The organism is Vibrio sp. B1REV9, from assembly GCF_905175395.2.
Classification (GTDB): Bacteria; Pseudomonadota; Gammaproteobacteria; order Enterobacterales; family Vibrionaceae; genus Vibrio; species Vibrio alfacsensis.
In genome coordinates this window covers 387,343-401,215 of the sequence record NZ_HG992746.1, presented here as the reverse complement: position 1 = coordinate 401,215, position 13,873 = coordinate 387,343, and the positions used below count along the sequence as shown (strand labels likewise).

Annotated in this window: 14 protein-coding genes and 1 pseudogene; 8 read left to right on the top strand and 7 right to left on the bottom strand. The window is 43.5% G+C overall.

Features of this window, described 5'->3' with window-relative positions; translation table 11 throughout:
• Positions 1-5 precede the first annotated feature (5 nt).
• Complete coding sequence (locus KHN78_RS16005; RefSeq protein WP_211917139.1) at positions 6-1,667, bottom strand: ATPase RavA domain-containing protein; 1,662 nt, start codon at positions 1,665-1,667, stop codon at positions 6-8.
• Between the two features lie 271 nt (positions 1,668-1,938).
• Here KHN78_RS16005 and KHN78_RS16000 point away from each other — a divergent pair, with 271 nt between their 5' ends.
• The 7 genes and pseudogenes from KHN78_RS16000 to KHN78_RS15970 all read left to right on the top strand — a co-directional run bounded on the left by KHN78_RS16000 (position 1,939) and on the right by KHN78_RS15970 (position 8,130).
• Positions 1,939-2,454 carry an NUDIX hydrolase gene (locus tag KHN78_RS16000; protein ID WP_128812961.1) on the top strand — a complete coding sequence of 172 codons (516 nt, stop codon included), beginning with the start codon at positions 1,939-1,941 and terminating at the stop codon, positions 2,452-2,454.
• A 24-nt stretch (positions 2,455-2,478) separates the two neighbouring features.
• A complete protein-coding gene (gene ltaE / locus KHN78_RS15995; RefSeq protein ID WP_211917136.1) occupies positions 2,479-3,483 on the top strand; it encodes a low-specificity L-threonine aldolase in 1,005 nt (334 codons plus the stop codon).
• Positions 3,484-3,685: 202 nt separating this feature from the next.
• Positions 3,686-4,015: a c-type cytochrome gene (locus KHN78_RS15990; RefSeq protein ID WP_211918854.1), complete on the top strand. Its 330-nt coding sequence runs from the start codon at positions 3,686-3,688 to the stop codon at positions 4,013-4,015.
• A gap of 228 nt (positions 4,016-4,243) precedes the next feature.
• Complete coding sequence (yfcC, locus tag KHN78_RS15985; RefSeq protein ID WP_211917134.1) at positions 4,244-5,776, top strand: putative basic amino acid antiporter YfcC; 1,533 nt, start codon at positions 4,244-4,246, stop codon at positions 5,774-5,776.
• Positions 5,777-5,953: 177 nt separating this feature from the next.
• The gene (locus tag KHN78_RS15980; protein ID WP_211917132.1) at positions 5,954-6,949 is read left to right on the top strand and encodes a succinylglutamate desuccinylase/aspartoacylase family protein; all 996 of its coding nucleotides are present in this window, start codon (positions 5,954-5,956) and stop codon (positions 6,947-6,949) included.
• Between the two features lie 165 nt (positions 6,950-7,114).
• Positions 7,115-7,666 (top strand): annotated as a pseudogene (locus KHN78_RS15975) (helix-turn-helix domain-containing protein); the annotation flags it as partial.
• Positions 7,667-7,872: 206 nt separating this feature from the next.
• Positions 7,873-8,130: a hypothetical protein gene (locus KHN78_RS15970; RefSeq protein ID WP_211917130.1), complete on the top strand. Its 258-nt coding sequence runs from the start codon at positions 7,873-7,875 to the stop codon at positions 8,128-8,130.
• A 287-nt stretch (positions 8,131-8,417) separates the two neighbouring features.
• Here KHN78_RS15970 and KHN78_RS15965 read toward each other — a convergent pair whose 3' ends face one another.
• The 3 genes from KHN78_RS15965 to KHN78_RS15955 form a co-directional block, all read right to left on the bottom strand.
• Positions 8,418-8,711, bottom strand: a complete 294-nt coding sequence (locus KHN78_RS15965) for a SemiSWEET transporter (protein ID WP_211917128.1) — start codon at positions 8,709-8,711, stop codon at positions 8,418-8,420.
• A 278-nt stretch (positions 8,712-8,989) separates the two neighbouring features.
• Complete coding sequence (locus KHN78_RS15960) at positions 8,990-9,484, bottom strand: YcxB family protein (protein ID WP_211917126.1); 495 nt, start codon at positions 9,482-9,484, stop codon at positions 8,990-8,992.
• A 254-nt stretch (positions 9,485-9,738) separates the two neighbouring features.
• Positions 9,739-9,999, bottom strand: coding sequence for a DUF5062 family protein (locus tag KHN78_RS15955; protein ID WP_211917124.1), 261 nt, complete (start codon positions 9,997-9,999; stop codon positions 9,739-9,741).
• A gap of 255 nt (positions 10,000-10,254) precedes the next feature.
• Here KHN78_RS15955 and KHN78_RS15950 point away from each other — a divergent pair, with 255 nt between their 5' ends.
• Complete coding sequence (locus tag KHN78_RS15950) at positions 10,255-12,015, top strand: ABC transporter ATP-binding protein/permease (RefSeq protein WP_211917122.1); 1,761 nt, start codon at positions 10,255-10,257, stop codon at positions 12,013-12,015.
• Between the two features lie 164 nt (positions 12,016-12,179).
• On the opposite strand, the gene KHN78_RS15945 is transcribed toward KHN78_RS15950, so the two are convergent.
• From KHN78_RS15945 to KHN78_RS15935, 3 genes are all read right to left on the bottom strand, one after another.
• On the bottom strand, positions 12,180-12,632 hold the full coding sequence (locus tag KHN78_RS15945; protein WP_211917120.1) for an exoribonuclease R: 453 nt from the start codon (positions 12,630-12,632) through the stop codon (positions 12,180-12,182).
• A gap of 109 nt (positions 12,633-12,741) precedes the next feature.
• A complete protein-coding gene (locus KHN78_RS15940; RefSeq protein ID WP_211917118.1) occupies positions 12,742-12,933 on the bottom strand; it encodes a hypothetical protein in 192 nt (63 codons plus the stop codon).
• A gap of 205 nt (positions 12,934-13,138) precedes the next feature.
• Positions 13,139-13,831: a glutathione S-transferase gene (locus KHN78_RS15935; protein ID WP_211917116.1), complete on the bottom strand. Its 693-nt coding sequence runs from the start codon at positions 13,829-13,831 to the stop codon at positions 13,139-13,141.
• Positions 13,832-13,873 lie beyond the last annotated feature (42 nt).

Below are 13,873 nucleotides of genomic sequence, written 5' to 3'. Positions count from 1 at the left end.
TCTCCTTAAGAGAAAAACTGATGTAAGTTCTTAAAGCGTTGAATGATCTTCTCGCTTTCACCTTGAATAGACTCAAGTCGTTGAGTGACCTGCTGCAGACTCGACTCCATAAGTCGTGGTAATTCTGGATCCACGAAACTATGTGGTAATGCACCATGGAAGTTGGCTTTAACTTTACGCATATGATGCTCTGCATCCGCGAGTTGGCTGACCGCTTTTTCACTCTGCGACAACCATTTTTGATAAAGCTCAACATCTAACCCTTGCTGGGTCACTAAGCTCACTAAAACGCCGCGATTAGCGATATCTCGGATCACCAAGTTGTTCGCAGCATCGATATCAAATCGAATACGACACATTTTGGTATTTTGGTTAACGTAACCATAAACATCACCGTGCCCCTCTTTAATGACACGATCTAATTCATCTTTTGGCACGTAAACCCAACGACTATCGCCTTTTTCAGCTTCAGAAACCGACATGTTGCTTTGCAAAATCACAAGCTTCACAAGATTAACCGCCGCACCCACTTTGTACGATTTTGCTTTTGACGTATCAAAACTCATGGTCTCTTTGCGCAGCAACCCAGTCGCCGTTTCGGTATTCAATGTCATGCGGTAGGCGTCTTCTAGTTCATGCTGAACATCCACTAAAGATTCTCGACAGTATTCAATCTCTTGCTCTGCCTCTTGCTGATCAAAGGCAAATTTCAATGCAAAGTCCTGAATAACAGCGCGCACAACGTCACGCGATTCTGGGCTATTCCAAAGACAGTCTTGAAGAAGCAGGAGGTCGAGCGGGTTGATTTCATCACGGCCATTAAAGAATGCGCTTGCCTTGAGCAGTTTTACGGCTTTCTTCCAACGGCGATCTGACACATACATCTCGGTAAGAGAAGCATCGCCAAACTCAGCTTCAACTTTACTCTCTAGCATGGATTTTAACTGGTACAGTTTTTCGAAAGCATTATCAGTGAGCGTCAGTTTATCCAGCTGCTGCTGCCAACGATGATACTCTTCATCAGTGATCGCCAACCCCTCTGGTATTTGCGCTTCCTGAGCCGTCCCCACTGTTAGCATCGATTTAAAATTCTGTTTATCTTGAATGCGATTTACAAACACGCGCACAAGCATCCGGTCATAGAGCGCGTCTAAGCCGCTATCTTCATCTGGCAGTTCATTCGATGCAGATACCAATAAGCGCATAGGAACGCGTTCAATATCACTGCCATTTTTAAACGTCTTTTCGTTCACTACCGTTAAGAGTGTATTAAGAATCGCAGGCCCGGCTTTCCATATTTCATCTAAGAAGACCACTTGTGCGGTTGGCAGGTAACCTTTTGTAAGACGAACGTAGCGCCCGTTGTCTTTTAATTCTTGAATGCTTAATGGGCCAAAAACTTCTTCAGGGGTTGAAAATCGCGTCATCAAGTACTCAAAATAACTGCTGTTATCGAATGCTTGGATCAGACGTTTAGCGATTAAGCTTTTGGCAATACCAGGAGGCCCCAAAAGAAACACACTTTCACCCGATAAAGCGGCAAGTAAACAAAGTTTGATCGTGTGTTCACGCTCATAAACGCCATCAGTTAAGGCTTTAGCCAGCTTATTGATACGCTCTGAGAGAAGCGCTTTTTCGGCATTTGATGCGAAAGATGGTTGTATCATAACGGCTCCGGCTGTTGAACTGATGCTGTATATATAATTTTATACATTTGTTGTAACTTTGTTACAAGTGTATTTTTTAGCGAGTCTCGTTTATACCAGATGCGCTTCGCGCGAGTGCACGAGCAACCAAAGTTTTCATTTATGAGAGACAAATCACTGAAAGCCGAGGACTTATTAGGGTATGAGGACACTTTTCTCTTTTGTTTCTGTGTGTTTATGGTTAATGTTCAAAACACATCGATACGCAGTGACAGTCAAGGTTTGAACTGCAATGAGCAATACTATTCATACATGGAAGCAAATTTCTTTAGTTGAAGAAAAAATCAAACTTCCAACGGGCCGGACAATTACCCACACCACTATCCAACACCCCGGTGCTGCCGTTATCTTACCAATTACTTCTGACGGGGAAATTGTGCTGGTGAATCAGTTTCGTCCCTCTCTAAACAAATGGCTGCTCGAATTACCGGCAGGCACTCGTGAGGGGAATGAAGACCCATTGTGCTGTGCACAACGAGAACTGGAAGAAGAAACTGGGTACAGCGCAGAAAAGTTTACCTCGCTTGGTCAAGTCACGCCATTAGCTGGATTTTGTGATGAGATTCAGTATTTATTTGTTGCTGAACAGCTTAACAAAACCAATCGATATGAATGTGACGATGACGAAGTGATTGAAGTAGTGACGCTGTCACTAGAAGCGCTCGAACAACAAATTATTCAAGGCATTATTACGGATGCCAAAACTATTGCTTGCCTAAGCAAAGCTCGTCTTTGTGGTTATATTTAGGTCATTTCGACCGAGGAGAGAATTATGGACTTTCGATCAGATACCGTTACCCAACCAACACAAGCCATGCGCGAAGCCATGTTTACCGCTCCGGTTGGCGATGATGTTTACGGTGATGACCCAACGGTAAACGACTTAGAGCAATTTGCCGCAGAACTTGCCGGATTTGAAGCTGCGATGTTCACAACATCGGGCACGCAAGCAAACCTACTTGGCTTAATGGCGCACTGTGAACGTGGTGATGAATACCTATGCGGTCAACAAGCACACAACTACAAATACGAGGCTGGTGGCGCGGCGGTACTGGGCTCTATTCAACCTCAACCGATTGAAAACAACCCAGACGGTACACTGCCGTTTGATAAATTAGAGGCGGCAATCAAACCAGATGATGCGCACTTTGCTCGCACTCGCCTACTGAGCCTTGAAAACACCATCAACGGTAAAGTGCTTCCTCTTTCTTACCTTGCACAAGCTCGCGAGTTCGTAAACAAACACAACTTACAAATGCACCTCGATGGTGCTCGTGTGTTTAACGCAGCCGTTGCATTAGATGTACCTGTAAAAGAAATTGGTCAGTACTTTGATTCTATGACGATCTGTTTATCAAAAGGTCTAGCAGCACCGGTTGGTTCACTATTGCTTGGTAGCCAAGAGTACATTGCAAAAGCACGTCGTCTAAGAAAAATGGTCGGTGGTGGGATGCGCCAAGCCGGCATTCTTGCGGCAGCAGGTAAACTGGCACTGACAGAGCAAGTCGAACCATTAAAACAAGACCACATCAACGCGAAAACATTAGCCGTGGGCTTAGCGCAACTTCCTGGATTTTCGGTAAATCCTGATTTAGTGCAAACCAACATTGTCTTTGCCAAACTGGATTCGCAAGTCGATATTGCTGGCATTGCTGAAAAACTGCAACAGCAAGGCATTACCATCACACCAGGAAATCCGGTTCGCTTTGTGACGCATAAAGACATTTCTGCGCAAGACATCGACACGCTTCTCTTAAGCCTAAAAGCCTTAGTTTAAATTTTATGCTATAAGCGGTTTGATGTTTTAGCATTTTGATATTTTTACCTTGGCTCGCTTGGTTTTGCCAACATAGTTTGAGTATCTAGCTTCTCACATTGGGTAGCTAGATACTCATATAGGAAGCTAGATAGCACTTCCAAAAACTAAACAGTACTTGGCCAAATCGTTATTATTTATTTCGGGAACTTCCATGCATTCCATGCTTAAACACGCGCTATTTGCGTTTGTTCTTCTTTCTTCTTCGGCTGTCATCGCAAAACCTTTTGGTGATGCAGATAAAGGCAAACATAAATCACCTAGTTGCATTTATTGTCACGGTGCAACCGGGATTTCAAATAATGATTCATACCCGCACCTTGCCGGTCAAAATGCGAAATACCTGTATGATTCAATGAAAGCGTATAAAGACGGTTTACGTCGTGGTCCATTAGCGGACATGATGGCGGCACAACTAAGAATGTTAAACGATGATGATCTACGCGATGTCGCTGCTTTTTATGCACAGCAGTCACCACAAGCAAAAGACTGAATATTCAAAAATAGTGGCCCAACTAGGCTCGCAAACGTGAGCTTAGTTATCTGCACTAAAAAACAACATTTCACCAATATTTTTAACCAATAAAACATTGGTATATAACTCAGCCCACCTCAGATCAAATTATTGATGAATTTATAGTTCGCCAATTCACTTAATATTGACTTTTTATTCCGTTTTATCGATATTTCATGCTTTCTAAATTTCGACGTGAAATAGGTTATGTCCCACACACACGCTCAGCCATCGGAATCGGCGGCAACCCCAAAATCATGGCAGATGCCTGATACCCTCATTTTGATTTTCATTGTTGGTATTCTTGCTGCGATTCTTACCTACTTAATCCCTGCTGGCCATTTCGATAGCCAACAAGTGACTTACATGGTCGACGGTGCAGAAAAAACACGTACTGTTATCGACCCAACGTCTTTCGCTTATGCAACCGATGAAAACGGCGAATTGGTATACAACACGGTTAGCCTTTTCGCTTCTGGCGGTGGCATCGGTTTGATGAACTTCCCATTCGAGGGTCTTGTCTCTGGCTCTAAATGGGGTAGCGCAGTTGGCGTTATTATGTTCATGCTGGTTATCGGTGGTGCATTCGGCGTGGTTATGCGCACTGGTACTATCGACAACGGTATCCTACGTCTTATCGACAAAACTAAAGGCAACGAAGCACTATTCATTCCTGTATTGTTCCTCCTATTTTCTCTAGGTGGTGCTGTATTTGGTATGGGTGAGGAAGCGGTGGCATTCGCAATCATCATTGCCCCGCTCATGGTTCGCCTTGGTTACGATGGTATCACCACTGTGATGGTGACGTACGTTGCAACGCAAATTGGTTTTGCGACCTCTTGGATGAACCCATTCTCTGTCGCAATTGCACAAGGTATTGCGGGTATCCCTGTTTTGTCCGGTATGACAGTTCGTATGGCACTGTGGGCAGGTTTTACTCTGATCGGTATCGCTTTCACTATGCTTTACGCTGCACGCATTAAGGCAAACCCAGAGCTTTCTTACAGCCGCCGTACAGACAAATACTTCCGTCAACAAGAGCTAAGTAACCACGATTCTCGTTGGAACCTAGGTGATACACTGGTGATCCTAACGGTAACCGCAACCACGATTTGGGTTGTATGGGGCGTAGTCGCAAACGCATGGTACATTCCTGAAATCGCCTCTCAGTTCTTTACGATGGGCTTTGTGGTTGCAATCATTGGTACTATCTTCCGCCTAAACGGTATGACGCTAAACGGCGCTGCTGATGCATTTAAAGAAGGTGCTGCGATCATGCTTGCCCCTGCTCTACTTGTGGGCTGTGCAAAGGGCGTACTGTTGATCCTTGGTGGTGGTACAACAGACGAAGCAAGTGTACTTAACTCCATCCTAAACAGCGCAGGTAGTGCAATCAGTGGGCTTCCAGACGTTGCGGCGGCGTGGTTAATGTATGTTTTCCAGTCAGTATTCAACTTCTTCGTGACTTCAGGTTCTGGTCAAGCAGCTCTTACAATGCCTCTACTGTCTCCTCTTGCAGACATTGCAGGTATCACTCGTCAAGTTGCGGTACTTGCATTCCAGCTTGGCGATGGTTTAACAAACATCATCGTACCGACTTCAGCATCTCTAATGGCAACGCTAGGTGTGTGTCGTATTGACTGGGGTGACTGGGCGAAATTCTGCTGGCGCTTTATGCTATTACTCTTTACCCTATCGAGCATCGTCGTTATCGTAGCTCACATGATGGGTTTTGCGTAAACTGAATACTATTTAGTCAAAGGCGAGACGGGTTCTCGCCTTTTTTATTTCAAGCCAATTGGTATATACCCAAGTAGCCACAAAATGTGCCGTTCTACGAAAATGCACCGTATTTTGTCGTTTGACGTTACTTGGGTATAGACATCAACATCGATGTTTTTTGGAGTATCCGCTTTAATGGCAACACAATTTTTGGATGACGTAATTCAAGGTCATCAAGTCATTCAATCTCTTGATGTAACAGACTTACCTGCGGGTGAGCATAAGTTTTGGTTCCGCATCGCGACCAATGCAATTTCTCAGTGGCAGCATTTGCCTGTGTCGGTTTTCAAAGGCAACAAGCCTGGCAAGAAAATCATGATCACAGCCGGTGTTCATGGTGACGAATACAATGGCGTTCTCGCTGCACAACAAACGGCACGTGAACTGATCGGTGCGGATTTAGCAGGTACAGTGACCATCGTACCGATGATCAACTTAACGGGTATGTTGAATCATAGTCGTGATTTCTTCTCTGCCGATCCTGATGCCTCTCCAGCGAACTTAAACCGTTTCTTCCCTGGTGATGCGAACGGCAACGAAGCAAACCGTTTTCTGCATGCGCTTTGGAACCATTTACTCAAGCCGAACGCAGAGCTTGCGATCGACTTACACACTCAAACGAGCGGCACCGTTTACCCACTCTACGTGTTTGCTGATTTCCGTATTGAGCAATCATTAGAAATGGCTCGCCTGATCAACCCTGACGCTATCTTGAATGATCCAGGTGATGCTGGTGTACTTGAAACCGTATGGAACAACAGCGGCATTCCAAGCATCACCATTGAAGTAGGCATGGGTCGTTACACTGAACAAGAACTGATTGATCGCACCGTTGTTGGTATCTTTAACGTACTAAAACGCCATGATGTCATTTCTGGGCAACCGAACGAACTTATTCCGTGCATTGAGGGTCAAGACGTTGTTAGCATCCGAGCAGAACTGGGTGGCTTTGTTCTTCCTCAAGTCAAAATGATGGATGTGGTTGAACAAGACCAATTGCTTGCTATTCAATACGACAGCTTTGGCGATGAGATCCAACGCTACACCGCACCAACAAGTGGTACTGTATTAAGTCACAACATCGAATCGATTCGTGCGCCAGGCTCTTTAGTGGTTCGACTAATTAAATAGTTATATTTGTGGTGAATATTTTAGCCCTACCAATTTGGTAGGGCTTTTTATCTCTGGTTTATTTCACTTTGTGTGACATTGTCACTAAACACACAAGCAATGCACACACCAACAAAACCGACCCCAAGATTTTGTAGCATTCCTGCCAAACCTAACCCTGTGCCAATCATGACGAATGTTGTCGCGTATCGTTCGATCTATTTCAATTGTTCTGAGTATCCGTGCCCTACTGAGTTTGTAACGATTGAAGTGAACGATCTGCTTAAAGCGCTTATAGATAAAATGGCATTGTGGGATTGGGATATTGAAGCAACAAAAACGCAGGCAACAACCACACTTTTTTGGGAGGAGTTCCAGCAAGCTAAGCAACTTGAGTTTAACTTACCATTGCCCTCAGACAGACGCTTATCTTCATTTCGCAAATCGGTCATGAAAGATGAGTTTCTCGCACCAGAATTAGTCCAGCTGTCACTCACAATTGGGGCAAGCAGCAAAACTATTACCCGATTATTTAAAGCAGAAACCGGCATGTCCTATCAGGATTGGCGTCAGCAATGGCGTTTATTCAAAGCGATTGAACTGTTGTGTGAAGAACGACAAGTCAGTGATGTGGCCCATTGTTTGATGTTTTCATCCGACAGCGCATTCATTGCCTTTTTTAAAAAACAAACTGGACAAACACCACTGAGTTTTATGAAACATCGAACCTTATTATAAAATTCGGTCTTAACGTTAGTGACTAAGATTTCAATGCAAAACACTTACTGCCTAACTCGTTTCTGCCCAAAAGTGTTCTACACATTTTATTCATATACAGTCATCTTATCAGATCTGACTCCAAATTAGTCACAGCCGATGCTCATTTTTCTTGCTAAAAAGGTAGAAAAATATGTAGTATTATTGAGGTAGAGTTGAGGATCGATATGCCATTACAGAGAAAACAATCCAAAGTATCACTAAACATTAAAATTTCTTCAGACTTAGATTTTCGTCTTAAACGAGCTCGAAAAGCAGCACGTGAACAGGGGTTGATGTTCAACGTATCTCAAGAAGTTGAAAAATTCCTTGAGAAAGAAGTAAAGAAAGTTGAGCGCCATCTATCCATAGATGAAGAAATTAAAAGTAACCTAGAGGAACTTGGTGGATTGAATATAGGTAAGCTTATGAAATCAATCGATTAGTTTCTTTTCATAGACTTTTGTTAATTTAATTGAAATGCGAATTGTAGATATAGGTTGGGGAAAACGATGGGAACAGTAATTGGATTATTGATTTTAGCTGGTGTCGATGTATATCTAAAGCGAAAAACGGGACTTCACGTGCATCAGTGGATAGCAAAAAAATACAGTGATTATCAAAAGAATAAAGGCGAATGAACTTTTTCTATACAACTCGCTTGTGTGACTAGCTCAGATCTGTCCGTTTTCAAGCCAAGTGTCAAAGACAAAAACCTGCGCGCATATTTCTTCTAGAAAGTACCGCCGGTGTGAAGAATGATGCCTATCACCATGGCTACATACATCAGAAACCCTAAACAGTTTCCTACCCAAATTGTCGGATTCTTGTGGTAAATACCATAGATAGTCCACAGAAGTGCGATAAACGAATAAAGCAACCAAGTAGTGAGTGACAAGCCTAAAGCATGTTCACTGTGAGAGAAGTACAGTTTATATAACTGCGGCATTGTGGCAATTGGGCTGATTAACCCCATGACAAGCATAAGGGGTTCGAGTGCTTTTCCAATTCGTTCTATGAATGACATTAATTCCCTTATCCTTAGTCGTTAGATTAAAAATAGTGACACGGTAAATTTTTTCACTTTGCTTTATGAAATGCAACACCATTAGCAATCATACAAACACAAACATAACCTTTACTAGTATATACGTTGTTGCATATTTCAGTTTGAAATTTAAGATTCCTAATCTTGCTTAGACCCGCCGGAATGACCCAAAAAAACAAGGCGAACCAATTGGCTCGCCTTGTTGAATGAAATTTGATGACTCAGTTTTGGCCTAAGTCTTGTTGCGTTCAGCACTATTAATTCGCTTTTGATGCCGCGTGCTGCTTTACCATGAACGCGATGACTTCTTCATTTAAGCAAGATTTACTGACGTATTGACGTTGTTTACCAAGATGAATGATGAACCCTAAATCGGTTTGCTCAAGTTGGTCGATTTCATTCCAAGCGATGCTACGACCGATTTTACCGCTTTTGTATCTCACACCGTTCGCGTTAACTTCAAATACCACTTTACTTCCACGGCTTGAACTGATGTTTTGTCGCCATAGCCACCAGGTACGCTTGCAATAAACACTGAACGCTTCAATCACACTCAATACGATAAAGAACCAACCGACATAACCGTTAGGTAACAGCTCAAACTCTAATAAAACCACACCAAAGATTAGAAAGAGTATGCCTTTCCAATAAGCTTGTGGGAACTTAACCGGCAGGCTCGTTTGATCATAACACTCTGCAAAGAAAGGCTTGTCGAGCGTGTATTCTGTGGTGAAATCGAAATCTTTAGACATGTATGGTTACTTTAAGGTTTCTGTGAATGAGTATTCTTAGTTGCACGCTTGCAACGCGAGTATTGTATCGCTTCTCAGGGCTGATCTTTAGTATTTTTGATTCTGTTTTGTAAATCAATAATACCGAAAACGCTAGGACAAGAGCTTTCTGAGATTCTTTGTGTCACTAATGCTACAGAACAACGGCATCGTATTACGCCAAGATCAAACAAGGCGAACCGTTCGATTCGCCTTGCTATTACTCACGATGATTTTTACTTTAGCGGGTCATTGTCTGGCAACGCACTATGAATCCATAGTGCCAGTCTGTGTTTGATGTTTGCGCCGTCGAGTTTGTTATCAGGTAATGGTGTGATCTGTTTAGCATCAACCAAGAATAGATAAATCGCTTTTACTCTTAAAGGCTGCGGTGATTGAGGGAGGTCAAAGCCTTGCATCTTTGCCATCTTCCCGGCAATCTCAAGTGCCTTTTTTACCAGTTTATCTTCATTATGAAGCTTGGAACTTTTTGACATTGATAAAATCCTCTTCTTCACTTTGGCTAAGCATACAATAAGTGTCACAAATGGCGTGTTAGTCAGCTCTCATATTGATGATATTACGCCCCACAATCCGTTAACTGATTGAAAAGTGAACTTATTGGGTAATCGGTTTCATTTGGAGAAAGAGAAAACCCTCGTAACACTCTCTCTCAATCATCCCCCGTTACTGGCCTCCCTCTCCAAACTCGCTTACTATGCTAAGTATCTGAAAAGCTGGGTGAGTAACTCATGAGCAGTAAAAATAACAAAAACCTTGGTATTCTCCTTAAACTCAGCACCTTTGTTGCGCCTTATAAATGGCGAGTAACGGCCGCCTTAGTGGCTTTGGTTGCGACAGCGAGCTTAACGTTGTCGGTAGGTTATGGCGTTCGTATTCTGATTGACCAAGGGTTTGCTCAGCAATCGTTGCAAGAACTCACAAGTGCGATTCAGTTTATTGTGGGTGTGACACTGTGTATTGCCGTCGGGACTTTCTTTCGGTTTTATCTTGTTTCATCGGTTGGCGAACGTGTCAGCGCGGATATTCGACTTGCGGTGTTTAACCATGTGATTGCCCTGCATCCTAGCTACTTTGAGACCAACAGCAGCGGCGATATTATGTCTCGCCTCACCACCGACACGACCTTGCTGCAGAGCATCATTGGTTCATCGTTTTCTATGGCGATGCGCAGCGCGTTGATGTGTATTGGTGCCATCATTATGTTATTCGCCACCAATTTTAAGCTCACCTTGATCGTGCTTGCCTCTGTGCCTTTTGTTTTGGTGCCTATTTTGGTTTACGGTCGACGCGTGCGTGCTCTATCCCGCCAAAGCCAAGACACCATGGCCGATGTCGGTAGCTACGCAGGCGAAGCCATTGAACACATTAAAACCGTACAAAGTTTTAGCTCAGAACAACATGAAAGAGCTGCGTTTGCTATCGAGGTAGAAAAGGCCTACGAGATCGGTAGGCAACGAGTGAAGCAGCGTGCGATTCTGATTTCCGGTGTGATTGTTATTGTATTCAGCGCCATTGCAGGCATGCTTTGGGTAGGTGGCAGTGACGTCATTCAAGGTAAGATGTCGGCGGGCGATCTGGCTGCGTTTGTGTTTTACGCCATTATAGTCGCCTCTTCTACTGCGACCATTTCAGAAGTGCTGGGTGAATTACAAAGAGCCGCAGGCGCAACCGAAAGATTGATTGAAATTCTACAAGTAGAAAGCGATATCAGCGCACCAGACAACGTCTTGCCAATCAGCGAAGATATGCCTGCTGAAGTGAAATTTGACTCGGTAAACTTCAACTACCCCTCTCGCCCTGACCAACCTGCCATCAAAGAGTTAAACCTTACAGCAGAGCAAGGAAAAGTGTTGGCATTGGTTGGCCCATCAGGTGCGGGGAAAACGACACTATTCGAATTGCTGCAACGTTTTTACGACCCGCAACAAGGACAAGTACTATTTGGAGGAGAAGATATTCGTCAGTTTGATCCTAACGATCTTCGTCGCCAAATGGCATTAGTGCCACAGCAACCTGCTCTATTCAGCCACGATGTATTCCACAATATCCGTTACGGCAATCCAGATGCCACCGACAAGCAAGTGATTGAAGCAGCGAAAAAAGCCCATGCCCATGAGTTTATCGAGAAGCTTCCTGATGGTTATCACAGCTTTTTAGGTGAGCGCGGTGTGAGGCTTTCCGGCGGTCAAAAACAACGAATTGCGATTGCTCGTGCGATCCTTAAAGATCCGAAAATCCTATTACTGGATGAGGCCACCAGCGCACTCGATAGTGAAAGTGAATACCATGTTCAACAAGCACTTGAAGCCTTAATGAAAGGACGCACGACTCTGATCATTGCGCATCGCTTATCCACCATTCAACATGCGGATAAAATCGCGGTATTAGACGGCGGTGAACTGGTCGATATGGGTAACCATCAATCTTTGATGCAAAGCTGTGAGCTATATCAGCGACTGGTCGCGTTACAATTTAAACACCTTGGCTAATGCGCTATGAATAACCGATCTTTCTAGATTGTTATAACCAAAAAACAAAATTGTTATAACCCAAAAAAACAAAGGCGAACCCAATGGGCTCGCCTCTATTTTTCCTCACGTTTTGACAAGCAGTTAAGCGTTCAAAACTAAATCACCTATCAAAACGATGAGTCTTATGCGTTTTGTTTTGCGTTGATTTCTGCGTAAGTGTGCAGAAGTTCTGTCAACGTTTTCACCCAAGAAAATACGTCTGTTGGTGTGTTTTCTAATAGCTTTTCTACTTGCGCACAGTGGGTTTCAAGCGTGATTGCTTCTTCTAAATTGAATGAAATCGCATAGAAATGCCAAAGTACTAGACGGGTCATTCTCTCGCTGTTTTGTTTTGCATTTTCTGAATCATCAAACGCTTGCTGAATTTCACTCAGTGCGATTGCCGTCATGCGCAGCATCGCATCAAGTCGAGCTGTCAACATACGTTCTTCGCTATCGACTTCTTCTTGTTCAAAAGTAAACAGCTCATTCATGACATCTTCTGGAACCATTTTACTGATCATACGAGCGCTAAACTCTTCCAGCTCATGGCGAGGCATGGTTACGAGGCAATCGAAAGTGTAATCACGAAGCATAAAATCACTCTACATCTGTTATAAGTTTCTGTGTGCGCATTCTAAGCATTGGGGCTTCAATTACCACTGTTTATTTACGTAGGTATCAAAACTATTTGTTGACGTCGCTTTAATCAGAGGATTTGTTATTCTGAAAATACTGGCACACTTTCCAGATAACAACCCCTGCAACACCAACGATCAGAATAGAACGAATGAGAATTGGTGCATCGTGCTCAAGTTGACTAGCATGTGGGACAATGCTGGCAAACAATCGGCTAGTAAATAGTAGCCCCATCAGCAACATAACAATTTTATTCATACGACCTACCATTCAACTTTACGCGCTGACAAAACTTACCGTTATCAATCGCGGCCTTTAATACAAGCAAATAATGCCTTGAGTGAGTGTTAAAGGATGCGCTTGATAAGCGTGAGGGTCAATACGACCAGACGCCAGACGACCGTAAGCTAATGTTGCACATTTGGGATAAGCGGGTGCTAAGCCTTACGAACACGAAAATAACTCACACCCCAAAGTACTGATCTTTTCTTTCATCTAACCACAAGTTGTAGTTTTTCATTACTTTAGAAAAATGAGGGCTTTGTATATATCGGTTCAACCACGCTTTTAACTTAGGATAAGGGCTATTGCGGAACCACTGTTTGTCAATTCGAGCGTACTTGCGCAAAAATGGCAACAGCGCGATGTCAACCAAACTCTCCTCTGCCGAAAACAAGAATGCGTGCTCATTTAGCTTTACTTCGAGCTTGGCAAGTTCAATTTCGCACGCATTGCGAAGTTCACAAGCGTTTTTTTCATGATAGCGTTTGGCACACCCAAAGGCATTGAGTGCCGGAACAAAGTGATTCTCAAACTCTTCTATTATCGCAAGCATGGTTGGCAGCGCTTGTGGGGTATCCGCTCTCAATAGGTTTTCAGGGTCATTTATCGACAATGCCCAAATCATGATCTCGAGACTTTCTTCCAGTACGTGCGTTTCCTTTTCGTCTTGGCTGTTTTGCTGCTCCTGTGAAGTGAAAACTAAAACCGGGACACTGCCCTTTGGCGAGGCGTCTAACATCTCTTTTGGTTTGTTATCGAGCTTAACTGAGCGGATGAGTACTTTTTGCTGAGCCTTAAGCACAGCAAATCTCGCTCGGATGGCATAAGGGCAATTGTGCAGTGAATATAAAATGGGCAACAAATGACTCTCCATTTAGAACTCATCAAACATTGATATTCTATTTAACTTCCGTTG

What these genes read in the sequence shown, in the direction of transcription:
- KHN78_RS15960 (WP_211917126.1), bottom strand. Translation starts at nt 9,484, where the DNA reads ATGTCTAAAGATTTCGATTTCACCACAGAATACACGCTCGACAAGCCT.
- yfcC (WP_211917134.1), top strand. Translation starts at nt 4,244, where the DNA reads ATGTCCCACACACACGCTCAGCCATCGGAATCGGCGGCAACCCCAAAA.
- KHN78_RS15950 (WP_211917122.1), top strand. Translation starts at nt 10,255, where the DNA reads ATGAGCAGTAAAAATAACAAAAACCTTGGTATTCTCCTTAAACTCAGC.
- KHN78_RS15945 (WP_211917120.1), bottom strand. Translation starts at nt 12,632, where the DNA reads ATGCTTCGTGATTACACTTTCGATTGCCTCGTAACCATGCCTCGCCAT.
- KHN78_RS15940 (WP_211917118.1), bottom strand. Translation starts at nt 12,933, where the DNA reads ATGAATAAAATTGTTATGTTGCTGATGGGGCTACTATTTACTAGCCGA.
- KHN78_RS15955 (WP_211917124.1), bottom strand. Translation starts at nt 9,999, where the DNA reads ATGTCAAAAAGTTCCAAGCTTCATAATGAAGATAAACTGGTAAAAAAG.
- KHN78_RS15980 (WP_211917132.1), top strand. Translation starts at nt 5,954, where the DNA reads ATGGCAACACAATTTTTGGATGACGTAATTCAAGGTCATCAAGTCATT.
- KHN78_RS15965 (WP_211917128.1), bottom strand. Translation starts at nt 8,711, where the DNA reads ATGTCATTCATAGAACGAATTGGAAAAGCACTCGAACCCCTTATGCTT.
- KHN78_RS15935 (WP_211917116.1), bottom strand. Translation starts at nt 13,831, where the DNA reads ATGGAGAGTCATTTGTTGCCCATTTTATATTCACTGCACAATTGCCCT.
- KHN78_RS15990 (WP_211918854.1), top strand. Translation starts at nt 3,686, where the DNA reads ATGCTTAAACACGCGCTATTTGCGTTTGTTCTTCTTTCTTCTTCGGCT.
- KHN78_RS15970 (WP_211917130.1), top strand. Translation starts at nt 7,873, where the DNA reads ATGCCATTACAGAGAAAACAATCCAAAGTATCACTAAACATTAAAATT.
- ltaE (WP_211917136.1), top strand. Translation starts at nt 2,479, where the DNA reads ATGGACTTTCGATCAGATACCGTTACCCAACCAACACAAGCCATGCGC.
- KHN78_RS16000 (WP_128812961.1), top strand. Translation starts at nt 1,939, where the DNA reads ATGAGCAATACTATTCATACATGGAAGCAAATTTCTTTAGTTGAAGAA.
- KHN78_RS16005 (WP_211917139.1), bottom strand. Translation starts at nt 1,667, where the DNA reads ATGATACAACCATCTTTCGCATCAAATGCCGAAAAAGCGCTTCTCTCA.